Origin of the sequence: Nostoc sp. NMS4, from assembly GCF_017115095.1 — a bacterium.
In the GTDB taxonomy this organism is placed as follows: domain Bacteria; phylum Cyanobacteriota; class Cyanobacteriia; order Cyanobacteriales; family Nostocaceae; genus Nostoc.
The window spans coordinates 26,292-49,972 of sequence record NZ_JABXKI010000165.1; the positions used below are offsets into that span (position 1 = coordinate 26,292).

Here is a 23,681-nt window from a genome sequence, read left to right on the forward strand (position 1 = left end):
AATCATTAAAAATCTACTCTAGCAAGTTTTACTGCTCTAGGAATTTTAAGGAGAAACACTTGAGTTTGAGCAGCCTGCACAAAATGCGCTAACCGCTTCGGCAAACTGCTGGTTTTGCTCCATTAATGCCATGTGTCCGCCTGGGTTAATGGTAACTCGTTGAGAGTTCGGTAGTTCAGCTCTCATGCGATCGCTCGCCACAGGTTTAGTTGCTATATCTGAATCACCACAAACAACCAACACAGGTACGTTAATAGTTGCAAGTGTGTCTGTTTCATCAAAGTTGAACATTGCCAGTGTGCCACGAGCCAGAACACCAGGTGAACCCAATGCTGATAATAAACCTGCAAAACTTAGTTGACCCCGTGTTTCAGCACCCGTAAATCCAGATAGTTCGACGGTGATGTACAGCGAACCATTGAAATACGAGAGCCAAGTCATCAACCAAAAAATTGGCCACAACACGATAGTCAGGTACAACACAGGTTCGAGTAACGGTTTCTGCAATTTGCGTACCAAATTGCTAAAGATACAAGTTTTAACCGGATTGGTGTAAGTAGTATCTACAAGAATTAAGCCAGCCACCCGACTCCCTAATTGCTCTGGAAACAGGCGACAGAATGTTAAATTAATCATTCCACCCATGCTGTGGCCTACTAGGATAACAGGTTTATCCCCGGCGATACTCCCTTTGGCTGAGGCTGTCACCAACGCAACCACAGCTTCTAAGTCACGGGCATATTTTTCTATAGAGTGATCGTTGTTTTTCGGTTTAGAGGATTTTCCTAACCCTGGTAAATCCCAAACTATTACTCGAAAGCGATCGCTCAATTGTCGCTTGGCATAATACCATACAGTACTGTTTGGACCCCAACCGTGTGACAAGATAATTGGTTGACCATCTTCAGGGCCAAAAAACTCTACTTGCAGTACACTACCATCAGGTCGTGGCAAACGTTGCACAGTTTTGCTACGCATAAACTTAGGTTCATCGGCTCCAGGACGGCGCAGCAGTGGCAAACTGATAAAACGACCGCCAAAAGTCCACAGAACCATTACTAGCCCAGCCACTAAGTAAAATGTTCCTACAAGTTCTCCTTCGTACCACTCATAGAGAATATAGCTCCCCCCGCCAATTACCGCAATCGACAGCAGTTGAACCAGCCATATAAGCAGAAAATTATGAGGCATTAATATCATGAGCCTAAACCTTGCGATACCTTGTTCACTGCCTTGTCTTTTAGCTTCATACCATAGTTATAATCATCCAAGTTTCATTCCCAGGAATGATTTATACAGTCTTAGAAGTGTGATAAAAATGCTGGGTTAGGTTATAAGCAGTGCAGCTTGGCAAAAAGAACTATCCAGTTGAGAAATGTTAAAAAGCTGATGACACAAGCAATATTCCTCCAGCATAGCTGCCTACTAACTTCTAATAAATAACAATACTTGCGAAGGGGTTTAATTTTGAATACGGTTGAGTTTTTAACTTATCTTCACAGCTTAGATATTCAATTTTTTATTGATGGTGAAAAGTTTCGCGCTAACGCCCCTGATGGAATTCTTACACCAGAACTGCGTGCAGAGATTCAAGAGCGGAAAGCAGAAATTATTGAATTTTTAGAAGTATCTAATCGTACTAATAACCACAGCTTTAGACCTCTTGTACCTATTTCGCGGTCAGAAAATCTTCCTCTCTCTTTTGCTCAACAACGATTGTGGTTTCTTGACCAATTAATCCCTAATAATCCTTTCTATAACATTCCACTAGCACTACATTTAACAGGTTCGCTGAAATTAGCCGCGCTAGAGCAAACTTTTAACGAAATCGTGCAACGACATGAAGCTTTACGCACTACTATTATCGTACAGACAGGGCAACCAATTCAGGTAATTAATCCTACCCTAACAATACCTTTACCAATAATAGATTTACGGCAACTGCCACAAGCCGAACGAGAAATACAAGCACGACGACTCACTACGCAAGAAGCTCAACGTCCTTTCAATTTATCAACTGATTCGTTGCTGCAAGTAAAACTGCTGTGGCTGGATGAAACACAATACATCCTGCTGCTGACTATGCACCACATTGTCTCCGATGGTTGGTCTATTGGGGTGCTGATTCAAGAGATAGCAGCACTCTACACAGCCTTTGCCAGCAATCAGCCTTCTCCTCTACCGAAACTTACAATCCAATATGCAGACTTTGCATACTGGCAACGCCAATGGTTGCAAGGGGGAGTATTAAAAAAACAACTGAGTTACTGGCAGAACCAATTAGACGGCATTTCTATGCTAAACCTGCCAACCGACAGACCAAGACTAGCTGTTCAAACTTATCAGGGTGCAAGGCAACCTCTGCAATTATCAAAAAGTTTGAGCAAAGCACTTTTAGCTCTCGGACAACAAGAAGGAGTAACTTTATTCATAACCCTACTAGCAGCATTCCAAGCTTTACTTTACCGCTACACACAACAAGAAGATATTGCTATTGGTTCACCTATTGCCAATCGCAACCGTAGTGAAATTGAGGGATTAATTGGTTTTTTTGTCAATAGCTTAGTACTGCGTACCGATGTATCAGGAAACCCAACTTTTCGGAAACTATTGAGTCGAGTTAAAGAGGTAGCTTTAGGAGCATATAGCCATCAAGATTTACCTTTTGAGAAACTTGTAGAAGAACTGCATCCAGAGCGTAATTTGAATCAAAATCCGCTATTTCAAGTTGTTTTTGCGCTCCAAAATGCGCCGATGAAAGCCTTAGAGTTACCTAATTTAACTTTAAGTCCGCTACCATTTGAAACGGAAACAACACGCTTTGATTTGGAGTTCCACTTGTGGGAGCCAAATACTCAAAATGGGTTATGGGCAGATAGCTCAGAAGGAATTAGTGGTTTTGTAATTTACAGCACTGATTTATTCGATGACACTACTATCTCCAGGATGCTAGGACACTTCCAAATATTACTGGAGGGTATAGTTGCAAATCCAGAAGACCGAATTACAAATTTACCAATTTTAAGCGAATCTGAGCTACACAATTTATTAGTTGAATGGAACAATACCCAGGCAATTTATTCTCAAGATAAGTGTATTCATCAGTTAATTGAGAGCGTAGCAGAGCAGAATGGTGAGGCAACTGCACTAGTATTTGGCGATGAGCAACTTAGCTACAAAGAGTTAAATATACGCAGTAATAAACTTGCACATTATCTCAAAAAATTAGGAGTTAAAAGTGAAGTTTTAGTAGGACTTTGTGTAGAACGCTCTTTTAATATGATAATCGGGATGTTGGGCATACTGAAAACAGGTGGAGCTTATGTACCTTTAGATCCAAGCTATCCATCTGAACGTTTAAACTTTATGCTTGAAGATGCTCAAGTCTCAGTTTTATTAACTCACGAGCGATGGCTTGAACGCCTGAAAAACTATAATTCACAAATAATCTGTTTAGATAAGGATTGGGAGATTCTTTCTCAAGAGATTGAAGATAATCTTACTAGTAAAGTTACAGTAGATAACCTCGCTTATGTCATTTATACCTCTGGGTCAACTGGAAAACCTAAAGGGGTTAAAATTGAACATAGAGGATTGTTAAATTTAGTATTTTGGCATCAAAAAGCGTTTGCAGTTTCACCCCTTGATCGAGCAACGCAGATTTCTGGAGTTGCCTTTGACGCTTGCGGTTGGGAAATTTGGCCTTATCTGAGTACTGGAGCAAACATTTATTTTGTAGATGATGAAACTAGGCGATCGCCTGACTATCTCCGAGATTGGCTAGTATCAAAAGCAATAACAATTTCTTTCATCCCAACACCTTTAGCAGAGAAAATTCTGTTATTAGATTTTCCTCAGAGCGCAGCTTTACGAATATTACTCACAGGTGGAGGCAAACTAAATCAATATCCTTTAGCTTCTCACTCTTTCCAAGTATTTAACAATTACGGGCCAACTGAGAATACAGTTGTAACAACTTCTGGTCATATTTCTGTTAATAATAAAGGTAATTTAGCACCTGCAATTGGTCATGCGATCGCCAATACAAAAGTTTACATATTAGATAAACATTTACAACCAGTACCTATTGGCGTTCCGGGGGAGTTGTACATAAGTGGTGATGGGTTAGCACGAGGTTATTTAAACCATCCTGACTTAACTGCTGAATCTTTCATCTATCATTCTTTTACTAATAAGTTAAAAGCGCGACTTTATAAAACAGGTGATTTAGTTCGCTATCGAGTAGATGGCAACATTGAATTTTTAGGCCGCCTCGACGATCAGGTAAAAATTCGTGGCTATCGTATTGAGTTGGGAGAAATTGAAGCGGTACTGAGTCAGCATCCAGCAGTGCAGCAAACTGTAGTAATAACTAGTGAGGATGAACAGGAAAAGCGCCTAGTAGCTTATGTAGTACCAAAAACTGAATACAGTAACGAACAGAAGAATTTGCAATTAATGCAATTGCAGAATGAGCAGGTTTTGCAATGGCAGATGCTGTATAACGAAACTTATAATCAATCTACTGATTCAGATCCTACATTCAATTTTGTCGGCTGGAATAGTAGTTACACAAATCAGCCTATTCCAGCAGAGCAGATGCGTGAGTGGGTGGATAACCAAGTCGAGCAGATTTTGGCTTTGCAACCCAAACGAGTGTTAGAAATTGGTTGTGGGACAGGTTTGATTCTATTTAGAATTGCACCTCACTGCACTAAATATTGGGGAACAGACTTTTCCTCAGTTTCACTTAACTGCATTCAGCAACAGCTACAAAAACAAGAAATGCCGCAGGTAACACTGTATCAGCAAATGGCTACTGACTTCGATAAAGTAGAAACAGCAGCTTTTGATGTAGTAATTCTGAACTCAGTTGTACAATATTTCCCTACTATTGATTATCTGATTAGTGTATTAGAAGGTGCTGTGCAGGCAACTGCTCCAGGTGGCTTTATCTTCATAGGGGATGTGCGTAGTTTGACACTCTTGCAAGCTTTCCATGCGTCAGTCCAACTGTATCAAGCTGAACCTTCCCTTACCTGCTTCGAGTTGCAACAACGGGTACAAAGGCAAATATTTCAAGAAACAGAGTTAGTTATTGACCCAGATTTTTTTACTGCAATCAAGCAACGCTTTTCGCAAATTAATCATGTACAAATCCAACTGATGCGAGGTAAATATCACAATGAGTTAACTGAGTTTCGTTACAATGTGATTCTTCATATTAGTGCCGAAATTGTTAGTAATTCTGAAAATTATTCAGTGCTGAACTGGTCTGAAGATAATTTAACAGTCTCAGCAGTGCGCCAGTTATTAATTGAGAATCAACCAGAAATATTAAGCATTATCAATATACCTAATGCGCGGCTGATGTCAGCAATTAAAACAGTAGAATGGCTATCAGATGTAAAAAGTTTTAAAACTGTAGGTCAAATACGTAAAGCTTTGCAAGAACTAGAAAATTTCGGAGTAGATCCAGAAGATTTCTATGCGCTCAACGTACCTTATAGCGTTGATATTACTTGGTCACATTCAAGTACTCAAGGACATTATGATGTAGTTTTTGTACGGCAAGATGAAGTAGGTAAAAGAACTATTTTTCCCCATAGCACGACTCTCTCTCGGCCTTGGCAGTCTTACGGCAATAATCCCCTACAAACCAAAGCAGCGCGTAAGTTAGTGCCGCAATTGCAGAATTACATAGCACAAAAACTGCCTGAGTACATGATGCCATCAGGTTTTGTAGTATTGGAGTCTTTACCTCTAACAGCTAATGGTAAAGTCAATCGCCGCGCCTTAAGAGCATTCCATAATGCAATCAAGCCCCAATTGCCTGAAAATTACATCGCACCTCGAACTCCTGTTGAACAAGTGCTGGTGAAAATTTTTGTCGAGATTTTGGGACTTAAGAGCGTAGGAATTTATGATAATTTCTTTGAATTAGGGGGTCATTCATTACTGGCAACTCAGCTTGTCTCTAGAGTGCGCGACGCCTTACACGTGGAGTTGCCTTTGCGTAGCGTATTTGAGGCATCGACAATTGCAGAATTATCTACGGTGGTGGAAAGCTTTAAAGAAAGCAATGCTCAAAGTCTTGCCCCAGTTTTAGTACCACTATCGCGTGAAAGTCGGCGGATTAAGTTATCTTCCTTAAACGAACAGAGCAAGGGCTGAAAAATTTGGTTGTGATTTAATCGTTAGAGCTTCCTTTAATTCCAGCACGTCTTGCCAAAACTGCCCAAGATTCCTTTGCTTTAAACAAAAGAAGCACAATGGCTAGATACAACCAAAAAAATACATAACTAGACCCAATACGCAATCAGCCCTTAAACAGAGATAGGCGATCGCTACAAATACTCTCACGCTAGAGGTGATTCATCAAGTGTCTTCCTAAGATGAAATAGCATCGTTAATAAATGTTAAATGTCATAACCCAGGCTTAACTACACCAAGTAAATCCATAGATGCAGCAGTTTATTCAAACTTACTTAGATTGTCATAGTAACTGCTTGAACATGATTACCTATTGCTTCCAGAGCAACCAACTAGCCTAACGTTACACATAAACTCTTTGGCATGAGAGCCTTGGTTAATAAGGCAAAGCAGGAAACTAGTGAAACGGCGGCCGGACTGCGCTCGATATTTGATCGATAAGCCCCTAATGAGACAATTGTTATGAATCAACGCATTAAGGTTGAAAAAACTGTCACGATCAACAAGCCAGCAGAAGAACTTTACCGCTTTTGGCATAACTTTGAGAACTTGCCCAGTTTTACAAAGCATATCAAAGACGTGAAAGTATATAACGACAAGCAATCGCACTGGATAACTAGCGCACCGTTAGGCAAAAGTGTTGAATGGGATGCAAATATTGTTGAAGATCGTGAAAACCAATTGATTAGTTGGACTTCAGTTGAAGGCGCAGATATTGCAAACTCTGGTTCTGTCCACTTCAAGCCAGCACTGAACGATCGCGGTACTGAGGTGAAAGTCGTCACTGAATACAATCCACCTGGTGGATTGATCGGAGATGCGATCGCCAAACTCTTTGGTGAATCACCCGAACAGCAGCTAGGAGATGATTTACACCGCTTCAAAATGCTGATGGAAACGGGGGAGATTGCGACAACAGAAGGTCAACCAAAGGGGAAAGGATAAATATTCAACCCAACTCCGTAAATAGATTTCACATTTGACGAACAACTTAACTTTAGGAAACTCAAGCAATGAAAGCAGTTTGTTGGCAAGGTACAAACAAGGTTGAGGTTGAAACCGTACCCGATCCTAAAATCATTAATCCGCGTGATGCGATTGTGAAAATCACGTCAACGGCGATCTGTGGTTCTGATTTACATTTGTATAACGGTTTCAACCCGGCGATGAAACCAGGCGACATCTTGGGACATGAATTCATGGGAGAGATCGTTGAACTAGGGAGTGCTTTTAAAAATGGAAATATCCATAACAAAGGCAAAGACCTTGCCATGGGCGATCGCGTCGTTGTTCCCTTTACAATTTCCTGCGGCTCGTGTTTCTTCTGCAATCGGGATTTATGGTCGTTGTGCGATAATTCTAACCCCAACGCTTGGATGGCAGAAAAAATGATGGGTCATTCCCCATCGGGTCTTTTTGGCTACTCCCATTTGACCGGGGGTTACGCAGGAGGTCAAGCGGAATATGCCCGCGTTCCCTTTGCCGATGTTGGGTTATTCAAGATTCCCGATGGACTAGCAGATGAACAAGTCCTGTTTTTCACTGATATTTTCCCTACTGGTTATATGGCAGCCGAAAATTGCAACATCGAACCAGGGGATACGGTGGCAATTTGGGGTTGCGGCCCAGTTGGGCAGTTTGCCATTAGAAGTGCCTTCATGCTGGGTGCTGGACGTGTAATTGCCATTGATCGCGTTCCCGAAAGGCTCCAGATGGCAAAAGATGGGGGAGCAGAAATTCTGAACTATGAAGAAATCGAGGTGGGTGAAGCTCTCAAAGAAATGACTGGGGGAATGGGGCCTGATTCGGTCATGGATGCGGTAGGAATGGAAGCTCACGGCATGGGTTTAGAAGGCTTTTATGACAAAGCGATGCAAGCGGTGCGACTGGAAACCGATCGCCCCAATGTATTGCGTCAAGCGATCGTTGCCTGTCGTAAAGGCGGCACGGTGTCGGTTCCCGGTGTTTACACAGGCTTTGTAGACAAGATACCAATGGGTGCTTTTATGAACAAAGGCTTAACCATGAAAACAGGACAGACGCACGTACATCGATATTTAGAAAGGCTACTCGATCGCGTTCAAAACGGCGATATTGATCCCTCGTTTGTAATTACCCACCGTTTGCCGCTAGAGCAAGCTCCCCACGGCTACGAAATCTTCAAAGACAAGAAAGACAATTGCATTAAGATTGTCCTCAAACCAGGTCAGGCTGCATAAAATCGGCAGCAAGGCTCTGAGGCTACCTTTGAGTTTTGATGCGATCGCTCAACATCGTTTCTGGATGCGGCAAGAAAAAGATCAAGTTCCAGCATAAAAGGCTTCCAAAGAATAAAGTACTCATCCTACTAGTGGTCTGTGCCATTAATTTTGCCAGGCTGCGAGATCCCCGACAACTTCCGCGAAGTCGGGGATCTGAACACCACGAACCTCTGAAAGAGAATTTTACTTTCTACAGTTGTCCTACGCTAAAAAATAATTTATGCATACAATAATCTCCCTTTTGTGGAGTATATAATCAGACAAAAGATAGAGATGCTAACCGATTTAATTTAATTACTATTAACAAGATATAAAGAAATATTACAGAAAGGAGTCGGCTATTAGCATCCAATTATTAAAGAATACCGTCATTCCCAAATGGTATGGTTCTAACATTGCTCTGGATCTAAAACATGCCACAGAAATTGCGGATTATTGTTTAAACAATGCCACTGCAATAGATTGCAATACTGCTTTTCCTAAGCAAGAGTTTGAGCTAATTGCTAAGGCTGGGTTATTGACTGCACCATTGGCGAAAGAATTAGGCGGATGGGGTGCAGGAATTGATGCTAATGTTACCTACGAGCTTTTAATGCTATTAAAGCAGATAGGGCATGGCAATCTGGCAGTTGGGCGAATTTATGAAGGACATATCAATGCCCTACAACTGATTCAGACTTTTGGTTCTATAGAACAAATCACAAGCTGCGCCCGTGATGCCCGCGATCGCCAGAAAATATTTGGCGTTTGGAATGCTGAAGCCTCTGATGGTGTGAAGATAATTCCTTGTGAAAATGGGCGTTATCGCCTGGAAGGTTCTAAAACATTTTGTACTGGTACTGGCTATGTTGAACGTCCTTTTGTGAATGGAGTATTGCCAGAAGGCGGTTGGCAAATGTGCATTGTGCCAATGGACGAAGTGACAACAGTTAGCGATCCCGCTTGGTGGCAACCTTCTGGGATGCGAGCTACTGCTAGTTACAAAGTGGATTTTAGCGGTGTCGAGTTGGATCAGAGCTATTTAATCGGCCAGCCAGGAGATTACTATCGACAGCCTTGGTTATCTGTTGGAGTGATTCGGTTTGCTGCTGTACAACTAGGTGGGGCAGAAGCACTGTTTAACCTAACTCGTCAGTATCTCCAAAAGTTGGAATATACAAACGATCCATATCAACAGGAACGGCTTGGCAGAATGGCGATCGCCATTGAAAGTGGTAATCTCTGGCTGCGGGGGGCTGCGGATCGAGTAGCAGCCTATGCGCCAGTGTTTGGTGGCGATCCTACTGTTCTCCACCCGCAAGCAAACCAACTTGTTGCCTATGCAAACATGGTCAGGACAGCAATTGAACAAATTTGCATTGATGTGATGCATTTATGTCAGCGTTCTGTTGGAACTCGCGGCTTACTACCACCAAACCCGATGGAACGCATTATCCGAGATTTGACTCTATATCTGCGTCAACCTGCCTTTGATGCGGCTTTGGCAAATGTCGGGCAATATGTCTTGCATGAAAGTAATCCGGCTTCAATGCTTTGGAATGATGAATGAATTCGGCTTGATTGCATTACCACTAGACAATCCTAATGTTTTGCCCTGGGGTTCAGTTAACGAGATCGCTTGTAGTCCGGCACTGATTGTCGCCCCCCATCCTGATGACGAGACATTAGGTTGTGGGGGGGCGATCGCTCTGTTACGGTCTTTAAATTGTCATGTGCAAGTGTTAGTCATCAGTGATGGTACTCTTTCACACCCTCGTTCCCAGAAATATCCACCAGATAAACTGCGAACTCTGCGGGAAGCGGAAACGCTATCAGCATTAAAATTACTGGGTGTAGAGGTTAATGATGTCACCTTCTGTAGAATGCAGGATGGGTCAATACCAACACAGTATCAAACTGCAATAGCTAGTTGTCGTGCTTACATCACAGAAATCGCCCCACAAATTATCTTTTTACCCTGGCGATATGATCCTCATGCAGACCACCGAGGGACGTGGAAGTTAATTCACACAGTGCTGGATGACTTGCCCTTATCCCCCCGATTGATTGAGTATCCGATTTGGGATTGGGACTGTGACCAACGAAAGAGTCTGCCAGGATCTCTTGAGGTGACAACCTGGCGGTTGAATATTAGCACAGTGGTGGAGTTAAAACAGCAAGCGATCGCTGCTTATCGTTCCCAAACTACAGACTTAATTGATGATGATCCAGAAGGCTTTCGCCTAACTCCCGAAATGTTAGCAAACTTTACTCATCCTTGGGAAGTTTATATAGAGGAAAACCGATGAACCCGTTACAATCTAATTCGCTACCACCTAGCTACTTTGATAAACTCTACAGCGAAAATCCTGACCCGTGGAAGTTTGAGACAAGTGTTTACGAAGCTAACAAATATGCTGCCACAATCGCAGCTTTACCCAAAGAGCGCTATCGGTCTGCCTTTGAAATCGGTGGTTCCATTGGCGTTTTGACTGAAAAACTGCAAGAACGTTGTGACTCACTACTCTCAGTTGATGTATCAGAACTGGCGCAGGATAGAGCAAAAGAGCGCTGTCAGCATCTCTCCAATATCAAGTTCCAGATTATGCGTGTCCCAGAGCAATATCCTGATGAGATGTTTGATTTGACCCTAGTCTCGGAAGTTGGCTATTACTGGTGCTGGGAAGACCTGAAAAAATCCCAAGAGTACATTTTGGAACACCTGGAACCTGGAGGACATCTACTTTTAGTTCATTGGACACTCTATGCTCGTGATTATCCATTGAGTGGGGATGAAGTTCATGACTCGTTTTTTGAATTGACCCCAAATAAACTGCGGCATTTAAAAGGTCAACGGGATGAAGAATATCGACTTGATTTATTCGAGCGAGTGTAAACTACCCGATGCTGACGCTATCGCGTACAACGTGGGCTTTCAGTAGCCCTCCAGTTGTCTGGCAAGATAACCAGGAACGAATGGCACTAAGAAAAGCCTAAAGGCTTGTGTAGCCTCGTTCCCAGCGTGTAGGCTGGGAACGGATTCCCAGAGGCTCTGCCTCTGCTCAAGAAAGAGGAGGCGGAGCCTCCAGGCTGGGAAGCAGTTAGGGTAAGGGCTGTATGTTAACTTAGTGCCATTCGATCAAGGGTTTAAGACCCCCATTTTCTAGGCTTTTCGTAGGGTAAAGCTCTTTACGTGGTTCCAAATCATCCGGGGTCGAATTTCTTTGGAGTTTGCTCCGACTGAGCCGTAAACTCTCAAGACACAAGCGCAAGTCTCCAATTGCTTGTTCAATTTCCACAAATTTCCAGCGCGAAGCCCAAATTTGTTCTGACTGCTGGCGTTCTTCGACTTGTTCAAACAAGTGACCAAAGGTATAAGGTTGGGTCAATTTTTCTATAAGCCATTGGACTGAAACTCCCAGCATCTCTGCCAAGGATACGACGCTCTTATGATCTGGCTGATACCCATCAAGAACGCACCACCACATCACTCGTAATTGGCGGCGGGCAACAAAACGAGTTTCGATCGCCCCTGCTGGCTCGACTACAAATGATTGCTGTTGCCGTCCCATTTCTATCCATTCATTCAGCTGATTTGCTAAACCAACATTGGTACGTCCAAATTGTCTTGCCGAAGTTACTACTCGCACTAGAGAACTGTGGCGAAAACGGGCATTTACCCGTACCAAAGCACGGTAAAAAGCTACATCTTCAGGAGTCCGCACTGGTGGTAAGCCTCCAGCCAGTGCATACATTTCTGCTGTTACTGCTAAACTTGCTCCATAGTGTTGATAATGTCCGGGAAATCTGTCATAGGGGTCGGGATCGAGATAAGTTTCTAACTCGGTAATTAAATAGCGGTAGCCGACTTCATGCAGATAGCAAGCTCTGGCGTAAGGGTGTAGATCCGCACGGCCAGAGCGCTCAACAAGAATTCGCCCACCTACAGCATCAGCACCACAGTTAATTTCATACAGATTAGCAGCAATCCAACTTGGGCTTACCTGCGAGTCTCCATCAGTTGAAGCAATTACCCCCCTTGTGCGTCCTAAGCTACACAAACGGCGGTAGGCTTCATCCATTAAAATCTGACGCACTCGACCAATATAGGCTTGTTCAGGAGGCAGAGTTTTTTCCACTACATGCAGTGCTATATCTGGATGTTGTCCTGCGAAACTCCGGGCTATAGCTGCTGAATCATCGGTACAATTATTTGCCAACAAAATTATTTCGTAGCGTCTGGGATCTAAAAGCTGTCCTTGTAGATCAACTTGATTTATCAAGGCAGTAAGGGTTGCTGCCAACGTCTGAGCTTCATTGCGAACTGGAACGATTACACAAACTTCACAATGCGGTGACGGTGGTATTTGGACTAAAGTTTGAGAAAATTCTTTACCCTGCTGTACAGATGGAAAGTCAGCAACGGAGAGCAAGCGTTTACTTTCCATAAAAACCATTTTTCCATCTCCAGGAGCAGCTACACAAGATTTCATCCACGATCAGAAATTATTAATATTTGTAACTCTATTTTGGATATTCTCTCATTTGTTTTGGCTCTACCTACAGTATGATTAGTGTTGATTAAAACTCTCCAAACATCAGCTATCAAAAACTCAAGTCTGTCTACTCTCATTAAAAGCTTTACTAATCAAGGAATATTCTTTATATATTTTTGCTAACGTCAAATTTCAGACTAGAAAATCATACTTAAATCATCTATCTTAGTTAATTTTTTTACTAATAATCAGTCTTAAGAATGAGATAAATAATATGACATATTATTAAGATTTATATTTTAATAGTAACTAATCAGACCAAAGCAGATTTATGCAAAAACTTAAACGTAAGATTAATAACCTGCTTTTTGGTCGTTATAAACATTCCTTGAGTAATTCTAAAACCACATCTGTTCGTAGTTTGGATCGGCTCAACCTTTCTTTGGGCGATGTGCGAGATGTTTTTGAACCTTACTTGGCAATTTTCTTAGCATCAGATCGTCATTGGAATCCAGCCCAAGTAGGTATTGCTCTATCGACCACTAGCATTGCTGGAATTCTGGCACAAACACCAACGGGGGCGCTAGTTGATGCCTCACGTCATAAACGGTTAATGATTGCAACAGCTACTCTAGCTGTTGCAATTAGCTATATGGTGATTGTCAACTTTTCGGCTTTGCCTGCTGTGGTGGCAGCTCAGGCTGTCATTGGTATATCAGCAGTAATCGTTGTCCCAACAGTTTCAGCTATCTCGCTGGGAGTGGTAGGAAAAGACCGTTTAAACAAGCGGGTAGGGCGCAACGAAGTATTTAACCATACAGGCAACGTGTGTGCAGCAATTGTTGCTGGTTTGTTAGGACAATTTGCTGGACGAATTTGGATTTTTTACTTTTTAGTAGTTTTGTGTGTTGTTACCATTTTTTCAGTCTTTCAGATTCGCAATCAAGATATTGACAATACAAAGGCTCGCGGTGATGAGCCAGAAAATGACAATAAAGAACGTGCTACGGTTAAGGATTTGTTGGGTAATCGCACGTTGATCATCTTTGCTTTGTCTGTAGTTATGTTCTATCTGGCGAATGGGGCGCTACTACCTTTAGTTAGTCAAGAGTTAACCGCAGGACAGCAAAACACTCCCTCACTCTACATTTCTGCTGCCATTGTGGTGACACAGTTAACGATGATTCCCGTAGCTGGTTGGGCAGGAACGGCCGCCAACCGTTGGGGCAGAAAACCATTACTACTAATTGCTTTTACTGCTGTTTTAGTTCGGACTGGGCTTTATACTAAGCTAATCGTCATTCATTTTTCCAGAATGATTCGCTTGTAGTAAGGGCTTCAGCCCTGCTTTTATGCAACTTAAATGCCGATTAGCTTATAAGCCACAACCCTTGGTTTTTAGTTTCAGTACAAGTGTTAGACGGCATTGCATCGGGTATTTTTACAGTACTAGTTGTAATTATTGTTGCAGATTTAACCCAAGGAACCGGGCGATTTAATCTGGCACAAGGAGCAATCAATACGATGATTGGCATCGGTGCTGCTATTAGCAACCTAGCAAGCGGTTTTTTGGTCAAAGCAGCAGGTTATAAAGTTGGTTTTATCACATTAGGCGTTATCGCTGCGATCGGACTTCTTTGGTTGTGGCTGAAAATGCCGGAAACGAAAGAATCACAATCGCAAGATACGACCAAAACAGAACACAACTAGACCTAATAAGCAATCAGCCCTTCCCCTAAAGCTTCAATTTTGGTTGCCACTATAGAGTTACCAATGAGTTTCATTGATGCGCTTTTGCCAGTATCACCCAGGTAATGGATCGTTTCGCTTACCGCTTTCATACAACGAGTTATTTATTGCACTGTTGCATTGTGGATTTGTTGGATTAACCTCTTGTTTACTAGCTGTATCGTCACTTTTGCTGTCTCCAAACAAGGTTGTACTCTCTCTCAACTGCTGGCAGCTTTGCCTGCAAGGATGACAGATACGGTTTAGCAAAATCCTCAACCCCTGCAACTGCAAAATGCTTGAAACCCTTGATTTATCGTTACAATAGTATTAGTAGTTAATAACCCCCAGAGGGTTAGTCTGAGCGCTATTGAGCTTACTCGTCGTCAGAAGATTCCTTATCTTCTTCGTCATCCTTGTCAAAATTTGTATTGCTGAGGGGGACTTATGGGTGAATCGAAACGCCGAAAGGCAATATTAGGCAATCACTATGGTTTGCCTAATATTTTCAATGAAGTCCAATCAATGTGGACGCAGATTAATTTCTCAATCAAGCGAGTCAAAGATTCTGATAGTGGATGTTTACTTGTTCAGTGTTCTAACAACGACCGAGGATTCCATCAAGACACTATTGCCCAACTTCAAAAAGAAATAGAAGATTGGAAATGTGATTTGGATATTCCTATCTTGATCCAAGTTCTTCCGAGGGGAGTTAAAAATTCAGAAATTAAACTTTTTGATGGGTTCGTTACCCTTTGGTGCAATTGTCCAGAATTTGAATTGTGGCGAGAAATATTTGAAAGTGAACTCGTTAAGTAAACTTTGTTGCATTAAATTATTGTTTCCTCGCTGCACCATCATTTCTGTTGCCTCCACTCGATTTTGTACTCCCGTTCCACAGCAGCCAGCAGCTTTGCCTGCAAGGATGACAGATACGGTTTAGCTTGTTTCCCCAACCCCTGCAACAGCCAATCCACAGCTTCTTCACGGCTGGCCACTTGATGCAACTGCCGTAACCTCACACATAGCTGCTGCATGAATTGGCAATCTTCATCAAGCAATTCCAGTGATTTCAGGTGTTCAATCTTCACGGTATAATCGCCGTCCCATGTCTGGACTGTACAACTATATTCGCCAACATGAGTTACCACGCCCCAATAACCCGCTTTACCCCTTAAGTCTGGGTCATCTTTAGGCAGAAGAATGCATATTTCACCAATATGGTAAGGATTGGGTACTTTCGTCCTTTCACGTATCCTATCCACAACATCTTTCACTATGCGACCGGATGGAATCTTATTGCCAGCTTGCTCTACTGCCTGCTGCCAGACATCCGCTTGCACAGCCGGTTCCAACTCTGCTTTCGCCAAAAACCGCAATTGTCGTTCGTTGGTCGGCATTGGAATTTGCCGACCATTGGTCGGCAAAAACTTTTGAAGATTCTCATAAACCACAGTTGCCGAAATCTTCAAGTACGCCGCGTCACGACTATAATTGAAGCGTTCGCGGCAATACTCCTCGAAAGTCCGGTGCGTGGAACGGTACAGCCGTCTGTCCCGCAACTCCATCAGCGCCTGACCTGCTGACAAAAATGCCCTTTCTACCTGACGTTCCAATTGCAAGCGTAAGCTTTGTTCTTCCTCGGTCAACTCTCTTATTTCAACAGCAGTCACCGTAATCGTTGCTGAGGCTAGGTTGTCTTGGCCAGAAGTATTTTCGGGAGCAGAGTCGGTTGCTGGCTTTGGTTCACCAGATGCCAGAGGGATAACTTTCTTGCGTCTAGATGGTGGTTTGTTCATTGCCCCACCTCTAGGCTGACAGCAGTCGAACAAATATTGAATTGTGTGATCATGAAATATAGTGTTTTTATTTATGCCCCCATCCTTTAAACAGGTTGGGGTTTTCATTGCTTTTTATATTTTGCACCGATGGAAGAATACTTTGACGAAAATCAGTCCAATACCACAGTTAACAAGAAAGACTTCAGTTGTCAGGAGCCTGAATTCAATTCTGATTTCTGACTTCTGCCAACTGAATTCAATTTCAGCTTATTCTAGAAAATACCCTCTTCAGCACATGGGTAAAACAACGGCTAATGATTGATTATTTAACAGCGAGTATTACATTTGGGGTAACTATATAAATCTCATCTAGGTTGAAACCCGTAGTTTTTCCGTATCGGGTTTGAGATGAGTTGTAACCCACACTCGATATTGAGTTTTATTTAGAATGAAAGGGCTTATTTAAATTTTTTGAGCAAAGAAAAGAACCGATAAATAGGGTTTAGTAACATATCCACCGTGAGCATTTAATATCTGTATAATAGCATCAGAAAAATCCTGCTTTTCAGTTTCAGTAAATTCTTGATAAGCAGTTTGAGTTTTCAGAAGACCTAGATATCGCTCTGCATCATAATCAATAGACCAAGGATATTGTTTGACCACTAGGTTTTTGAAACAAAAACTATTTAATATCCAGTTTTCTCTTTTTTTTATTAGTGATTCAACTGAGGATGGTTTAGCATTAGATATTGTTGTAGATACATATTTTTTAAACGTTTCTTTGAGCGCCTGAAATATTGAAGTATCGGGTAAAATAGAGAAATTCCAAAAAAACGCAATATAACCTTTTTCTTTTAAAGCTTGTGCAACTTTTGGATACCCTTTTTCACGATTTACCCAATGAAAGGCTTGAGCAGATATTGCTAAATCAAAGGCTTTTGGGCGTAAGTTCCAATCCTCTAAAGTCACTGTCTCAAATGTCACCTTTGGATATAAACGCATATTTTGAGATGCTATTGCAATCAGTCTTTCACCTGGCTCTAAACAGGAGATAGCATAGCCCTTTTCAGCAAATGGAACAGTTCCCTTACCTGTCCCTGTTCCAATATCTAAAATTGAAGCTGAATCTGGAAGATTAGCCATCTCAATTACATCTTCAATCAATTGAGATGGATAGCTAGGGCGTGCTGCATCATAGATTTCTGCAACTTCATTAAAGGACTCACTACGTTTTCTGTTCATCACTGATAAATCCACAAACGTATTTTACTCCCGATCACTTTCGCTCGGATTTTAGAAAATATTAACAGTTTTACCACTAGAGAAAAAGCCTCTGTCTCCAATCCAATTTGACAAGACGCTACCGCTACTATTAATCTGTATGATTGGTAATCATTCGGGTGCAGGGTGCAAGTCTGTACTAAAAATAATTCAGAAACCAACCGAGAAACTTTTACTATGATTTATGACAAAAGCTTTATCCTGGCTTATTAAGGGCAGCACTTTGTTTTGTTTATTGCCTTGGGAGCCAATTGCGGCACAAATTGTTCCAGATGCAACCCTAAGAGTCAACTCCAGCGTCACAATAGAGGGTAATAATACCAGTGCGATAACTGGAGGAACCCAAGCCGGAAGCAATTTGTTCCATAGCTTTGAACAGTTTTCTGTACCCACAGGAAGCGCAGTCTATTTCAAAAATGCCCCAGACATCCAAAACATTTTGACAAGAGTGACGGGTAGCTCAGTATCTAATATTGATGGTTTAATTCGAGCTAACGGCATAGCCAACGTATTTCTTATTAATCCCAATGGGATTATTTTTGGGCTGAATGCTTCACTGAACATTGGCGGCTCGTTTTTCGGCACTACTGCCAGTAATATTAAATTTGCTGATGGCATCTCCTTCGATGCTAAACCCCTTAGTGGTGCAGAACCTCTGTTGACAGTGAGCGTGCCTGTGGGATTAGGATTTGGGACAAATGCTGGAAATATTCGCGTCTTTGGAGACGGACAAGGTATAAGAAAAACTTCAAACCTCATAGATACTAGTTCTGGTCTGCGCGTGCAGCCAAATCAAACCTTAGCTTTGGTGGGTGGTAATATATTACTCTCAAGTGGAACGCTTAAAACAACAGGGGGACAGATTGAATTAGGCAGCGTGGCTGGAGCGGGTTTGGTCAATCTGATTCCTACAGATAAAGGCTGGACGTTGGGATATTCAGGCATCTCAGCCTTTGGAGAGATCCAGTTATCTGGAGCAGCAGCAGTTGATGCCAGTGGGAATGGTGGTGGCAATATTCAAATACAAGCCATGAAGCTAATGCTAGACGGTGGTTCTCAGATTGAGTCCAGCACATTAGGAGCAGGAACGGGAGGAACATTGAAAATTAATGCTTCAGATTCAGTGAACCTGGTGGGATTACCAGAAGTTGATTCGTTTTTCAACACTGGTATATCGAGCCTAGTTTACCCAAGAGCTACCGGATCGGGTGGCAACATCAATATTGAAACTGGGCGGTTAAATGTCCGGGATGGAGCAGGGATCGCTGCTGGTACGTATGGCTTTGGAAATGCTGGTTCCATAAAGGTCTTAGCTCATGATTCAGTGGAAGTGCTGCGAAAACCAACAGCGAATGCAGGCAGTTCCATAACAAGTTTGGCCCAACGAGGATCTACCGGTTCTGGCGGTAACATCAAGATTGAAACTGCGCGGTTAAGTCTACGCTCTGGAGGAGTGATATCATCAGGCACATTTGGGCAGGGTTCGGGAGGCAACGTATCTATAACTGCTCACGAAGAAGTGCAAGTAACCGGAAAGTCATTAACTGGTAATTCTCCTAGCAGAATATCAGCTCGAACTGGAGGAACTGGAAAGGCCGGAAATCTGACAATCGAAGCAGAACGATTAACTGTCACTGATGGTGGGAGAGTAAATATTGGTGGTGAAAAAATTCCAAAAAATCTCAACTTTCAGCCAGGACAAGGAAATGCAGGAACCCTCCGAATCAACGCAGACAGTATCAATCTAGACAGAGGTACTATCACAGCTGGCACAGAGGGCGGCACAAAGGGCGAAGGAGGCGACATTTTCTTACACTCTGGTGACTTACAATTACGTGACAGTATCATTACTGCAACTGCTGGGGGTAATGGTGACGGCGGCAACATCACTATCAACACAGATATCCTAGTTGCAATAAAAAATAGCAGAATCACCGCAAATGCCTTTGAGGGTCGTGGTGGGAATATCACAATTAATGCTAAGGGACTATTCCTTTCCCTTAATAGCTTAATAACAGCTAGTTCCAAGTATGGAATTAACGGTACGGTTAAATACAACATCGCTGATACTAACATTTACTCTACTCAACTAAAAGCAGAAGTAATTCCAATAACTCCTCAAATCACCCCAGTTTGTCAGTCACCAGCAGGCACAGAAGTAAGTAGTTTTCGAGTTAGTAGTACTCGCAATCTCCAATCTAAGCCTAACAACCTGATGTCTAACAATGTTGAGCAAAGTAACTCTGTTCCAGTTCCAGTTTTTAATAATTCACATAATCCTAAATCATTAATAAGTAACCAAGCTACACAAATCATAGAAGCCAACGTTTTGATTCGGGATTCTCAAGGGAATTTAGTTTTGACGACAGACCAAGCAAATCCAACCTGGGATAATGCTTCACTGTCTGCAAGTTCTTGTTTTTCAGGATCTCAGTGATCAAAAGATATAAAAATGATCTCACCTCAATGTTGCTTTAAATATCTTTTCTCAGGCATTCTAGGGCTGTCTCTAATTTTAATTCAATCATCTTCCCCTGCCCAGACTGTAAAAAAAGAAGAAGAATTTCTCAAAAATCAAGCGGTATCCCTGACTTCTTCAGGTCACGAACAATTAGCTCTAGATCAGGCGAATGAAGCTTTAAAAATTTGGCAGGAATCTACCAAAATTTATCGCCAACTAAACGACCAAGAGGGAGTTACGGAAAGCCTAATTAATCAAAACCTTGCTTTCCAAGCATTAGGATTACATAAACAAGCTTGCAATACTCTTTTAGAAGCTTTAAAGTTGAATACAATTCTAGATATTTGCGATCCGACTTTGCAGCAACCCGCTCTTGCTCAAAAAGAGCAACTGACGGCAGTAATCGGTAAGCAGAAACCAACATCAGTTAACTTGCTTGGATTACAGAATCTAGGAGAAGTCTTGCGGATTTTGGGGAAGTTTACTGAATCGGAAACAGTTCTACAAGAAACATTAACGCTGGCAAAACTTGTATCCTCATCAAAGATTAGTGGGATTTATCTGTCTCTGGGTAATATCGAACAGTCAATTTATCAGCAATTGCAAGATAAATCTTCTTGGATAGAGGAACCACTTTTTCGAGAGCAGATTGCTAATATTATTCCACAAAAGGCGCAAAAATCACTCTTGTATTACCAAATACTAGAAAACATACCAAATATCTCGAAATCAGCGAAACTGCAAGCTCAGTTGAATCATTTGACTTTACTGATAAGTTGGGAAAAATGGCTAAGTCATCAACCAAATCAAGCAAACCTCCATCTGAAAGTTAATCAACAAATTCGAGTATTGGTGAATCAAATAGATGAAAATTCTTCTGCCTTTTTGGAGTTATCACCTGAGCCATCTATTCATGCTCGGTTGAATTTTGCTAATAACCTCAGCCAGATTCCAGATGAACAATTGAAATCAGTAGCGATTCGATATACTAAATTAGCCTTAAAAATGGCTGAAACTATTAATAGTATCCGATGGTTATCCTATAGTTTTGGTACTTTGGGTAAATTATCAACTCAAACAGAACAAAAACAGGCATATTTTCAGAAGGCTCTAGGATTTGCTCAATCAATTCGGGCTTCGGATATCGCCTACCAATGGCAGCAGCAGTTAGGACTAATTTACCAAAAGCAGGGAAAAACTGAGTTAGCGATTCAGAACTATAATGCTGCGATCGCAAACATGACTCAAGTTCGTGATAGTCTTTTGTCAAGTAACGGAGATTTACAGTTATCGTTTCAGGAGGAAATGGAGCCGACCTATCGCAATTATATGCGATTACTCTTAGCATCTCCTAGTCCTGATTTAAAAAAAGTAATAGAGATAAATGAAGGATTGCAGATAGCACGCTTAGAAAACTTTCTTCGATGTGGCAAGCTTGACCTTGTTGCTTTGAATCAGCTTCAGAACCTCAATAGCGCCCCAACAGTTATTCACATTATTGATTTAGGGGATACTATAGAAGTAATTACTCAGTCAACAGATGGCTCACTTCACCACCATTCTATTGAATCTAAACTAGTTCGATTCCAGATAGATCATCTTTTAGAAGCTTTACAAAATGAAAATTTTTCTGAAGTAGGCGAAAGTAGCATTACTACTTCTTCTCAAGGAATTTATGAAAAGCTAATTGCACCAATTAAAACATATCTACCCCCATCAGGAACACTCGTATTCACTTTAGATAAATCTTTCCAAAGCATACCAATGGCATTGTTATATGATGGAAAACATTATCTAATAGAGCGTTACAGTATTGCAGAAACTTTAGGTTCCAGAATTAGACAGCCTAGAGTCTTGCATGAAAACCAGATGATAGCTTTAATAGCTGGACTATCAAAACTAAGCCCCAGTTCTATAGATCCAAATGCACCTAAAAATATGGAGAATTTGCTCCCATCTAAACAAGAAATAGAAAATGTAGAAAAACAAACCTTATCGTCAGTTGCCTTGTTAGACAAGAAGTTTACCCTTAAAAGGTTCAAAGAAGAACTAACTCAAAATAATTTTCCTATTGTACATATTACTACCCACGGTCAATTTAGTTCTGACCCACTCAAAACAGTACTGGTTGCCTATGACAAGCTAATTAATATTAGAGACTTTGACAGCTTAATCAGAGGTAAAACTGAAAATAGTCAAGATGCAATTGAGTTACTTGTTCTCAGCGCCTGCGAAACTGCTAAAGGCAACAAGCAGTCAGCAATGGGTATTGCGGGAATAGCTGCTACCGCAGGTGCGCGTAGTACTGTTGCTACTTTGTGGCGCGTGGATGCCAATTCTACCGCTTTGCTTATGCAAGAATTTTATAAAGGTTTGAACAATGGCTTGCCAAAAGCAGAAGCACTACGTCAGGCGCAATTGAGTTTACTGTCAAATCCTAAATATAAAAAGCCTTATTATTGGGGTGGGTTCCTACTGGTTGGAAGCTGGTTGTAAAATTCCACTAATTTTAGCCCTGATTGGGCTTTTTCTAACTCTTTGGAATTCTTACTGCTTTTGGCTAACTCAGCTGCGGTCAGGTATTCGGGTTTCGCCTCCTTTGGTAACTTGGACTTGAGATAGCGATCGCCCAGTACTCTGTAAAGAGTCGGATTTTGGCTATTAGTTGCTGTTGCCGTTTTTAACATCTCAATTGTTTCATTTAAAAGATTTTCTGCCGTATAGATAACATCTATGTCAAGAATAGTTTCATCTGGAGGTAGCCCTAAGTCTTTGATGCGTTTAATCTTTTGTGCAATTTGTTCTTGCTTTGCTACAGACAATACGTCCACAAACGTTTCATCATAGCTAAAAGCTTGACCATCAATATATGCAAAAACATCTATTGTATATGGAGTACCTGGTTGAAATTCCTTTTCATCACTTGGGTAGGCAAGCCGAGTTTGATTTACAACTTTCTCCCACCCAAACTCGTAACTTTTTACTTTGACTTTGTAAGAAGTAGCACCCTTAACAGCAGTCCAAATTATTTCGGGACGAGAATTCAATGTTGATGTGCTATAAGGAGAAATGATTGTTGGCTCATCGCTCCCTTCTGTGCCACCTTTTTGTATGCGACATCCATCAGTGTTGCTTGGATTGCAAGGAGATGAGGCTTGTTCAGATTCTGCACATTTATCAAGAGGAATAGTCCCACTAGGTAAATTTAAAAATTTTCCAGAACTAAAACATAAGAATTGTACAGAACCACCATTTAAAACCTCTAATTCATCTCCCTTACAAATTAAACTTCCTACTTCAAATCGTTTGTCGCCTTTGCTTACTATCCTTCCTAACTGTGGCTCACAACGAGCCTGATTTCTTCTTACTCTTATGAGCGGTACATTGGCTAGCAATGGTAGGTGAATTAGTATTAGAGAAGTTAAACAGCACATTCCCCCCAAAAAAATCAGCTTTTTCATTGTTTGACAAACATAAATTG

Annotated in this window: 17 protein-coding genes; 12 read left to right on the forward strand and 5 right to left on the reverse strand. The window is 41.6% G+C overall.

From position 1 onward, the window contains the following. Positions 1–45: 45 nt before the first annotated feature. Entirely contained in the window at positions 46–1,191 is a 1,146-nt protein-coding gene (locus HWQ37_RS13985; RefSeq protein ID WP_292748189.1) for an alpha/beta fold hydrolase, read from the reverse strand. A 276-nt stretch (positions 1,192–1,467) separates the two neighbouring features. Between HWQ37_RS13985 and HWQ37_RS13990 the strand changes: the two genes are divergently transcribed. The 7 genes from HWQ37_RS13990 to HWQ37_RS14020 all read left to right on the forward strand — a co-directional run bounded on the left by HWQ37_RS13990 (position 1,468) and on the right by HWQ37_RS14020 (position 11,349). After that, entirely contained in the window at positions 1,468–6,174 is a 4,707-nt protein-coding gene (locus HWQ37_RS13990; protein ID WP_292748190.1) for a non-ribosomal peptide synthetase, read from the forward strand. 501 nt (positions 6,175–6,675) lie between these two features. Further along, positions 6,676–7,158: an SRPBCC family protein gene (locus HWQ37_RS13995; RefSeq protein WP_292748191.1), complete on the forward strand. Its 483-nt coding sequence runs from the start codon at positions 6,676–6,678 to the stop codon at positions 7,156–7,158. Between the two features lie 68 nt (positions 7,159–7,226). Further along, a complete protein-coding gene (locus HWQ37_RS14000) occupies positions 7,227–8,432 on the forward strand; it encodes a zinc-dependent alcohol dehydrogenase (protein ID WP_292748192.1) in 1,206 nt (401 codons plus the stop codon). Next, on the forward strand, positions 8,404–8,529 hold the full coding sequence (locus HWQ37_RS14005; protein WP_292748193.1) for a hypothetical protein: 126 nt from the start codon (positions 8,404–8,406) through the stop codon (positions 8,527–8,529). Before HWQ37_RS14000 ends, HWQ37_RS14005 begins: the two co-directional genes overlap by 29 nt. Positions 8,530–8,898: 369 nt before the next feature. Continuing rightward, on the forward strand, positions 8,899–10,023 hold the full coding sequence (locus HWQ37_RS14010; RefSeq protein ID WP_292748211.1) for an acyl-CoA dehydrogenase family protein: 1,125 nt from the start codon (positions 8,899–8,901) through the stop codon (positions 10,021–10,023). Next, a complete protein-coding gene (locus HWQ37_RS14015) occupies positions 10,013–10,762 on the forward strand; it encodes a PIG-L deacetylase family protein (protein WP_292748194.1) in 750 nt (249 codons plus the stop codon). The genes HWQ37_RS14010 and HWQ37_RS14015 overlap by 11 nt, the downstream gene beginning before the upstream one ends. After that, complete coding sequence (locus HWQ37_RS14020; RefSeq protein WP_292748195.1) at positions 10,759–11,349, forward strand: class I SAM-dependent DNA methyltransferase; 591 nt, start codon at positions 10,759–10,761, stop codon at positions 11,347–11,349. The genes HWQ37_RS14015 and HWQ37_RS14020 overlap by 4 nt, the downstream gene beginning before the upstream one ends. Positions 11,350–11,578: 229 nt before the next feature. Here the strand turns inward: HWQ37_RS14020 and HWQ37_RS14025 are convergent, their stop codons facing one another. Further along, positions 11,579–12,946: a glycosyltransferase family A protein gene (locus tag HWQ37_RS14025; protein ID WP_292748196.1), complete on the reverse strand. Its 1,368-nt coding sequence runs from the start codon at positions 12,944–12,946 to the stop codon at positions 11,579–11,581. Positions 12,947–13,280: 334 nt separating this feature from the next. Between HWQ37_RS14025 and HWQ37_RS14030 the strand changes: the two genes are divergently transcribed. From HWQ37_RS14030 to HWQ37_RS14040, 3 genes are all read left to right on the forward strand, one after another. Beyond that, the gene (locus tag HWQ37_RS14030) at positions 13,281–14,279 is read left to right on the forward strand and encodes an MFS transporter (protein WP_292748197.1); all 999 of its coding nucleotides are present in this window, start codon (positions 13,281–13,283) and stop codon (positions 14,277–14,279) included. 47 nt (positions 14,280–14,326) lie between these two features. Next, entirely contained in the window at positions 14,327–14,659 is a 333-nt protein-coding gene (locus HWQ37_RS14035) for an MFS transporter (RefSeq protein WP_292748212.1), read from the forward strand. 465 nt (positions 14,660–15,124) lie between these two features. Continuing rightward, positions 15,125–15,496: a hypothetical protein gene (locus HWQ37_RS14040; protein WP_292748198.1), complete on the forward strand. Its 372-nt coding sequence runs from the start codon at positions 15,125–15,127 to the stop codon at positions 15,494–15,496. Positions 15,497–15,534: 38 nt separating this feature from the next. On the opposite strand, the gene HWQ37_RS14045 is transcribed toward HWQ37_RS14040, so the two are convergent. Beyond that, positions 15,535–16,476: a hypothetical protein gene (locus tag HWQ37_RS14045; RefSeq protein WP_292748199.1), complete on the reverse strand. Its 942-nt coding sequence runs from the start codon at positions 16,474–16,476 to the stop codon at positions 15,535–15,537. 444 nt (positions 16,477–16,920) lie between these two features. Beyond that, complete coding sequence (locus HWQ37_RS14050) at positions 16,921–17,700, reverse strand: class I SAM-dependent methyltransferase (protein ID WP_292748200.1); 780 nt, start codon at positions 17,698–17,700, stop codon at positions 16,921–16,923. 223 nt (positions 17,701–17,923) lie between these two features. Here HWQ37_RS14050 and HWQ37_RS14055 point away from each other — a divergent pair, with 223 nt between their 5' ends. Further along, complete coding sequence (locus HWQ37_RS14055; protein ID WP_292748201.1) at positions 17,924–20,176, forward strand: two-partner secretion domain-containing protein; 2,253 nt, start codon at positions 17,924–17,926, stop codon at positions 20,174–20,176. Between the two features lie 15 nt (positions 20,177–20,191). Next, entirely contained in the window at positions 20,192–22,696 is a 2,505-nt protein-coding gene (locus tag HWQ37_RS14060) for a CHAT domain-containing protein (protein ID WP_292748202.1), read from the forward strand. On the opposite strand, the gene HWQ37_RS14065 is transcribed toward HWQ37_RS14060, so the two are convergent. Next, on the reverse strand, positions 22,657–23,661 hold the full coding sequence (locus tag HWQ37_RS14065; RefSeq protein ID WP_292748203.1) for a hypothetical protein: 1,005 nt from the start codon (positions 23,659–23,661) through the stop codon (positions 22,657–22,659). The genes HWQ37_RS14060 and HWQ37_RS14065 overlap by 40 nt on opposite strands. Positions 23,662–23,681 lie beyond the last annotated feature (20 nt).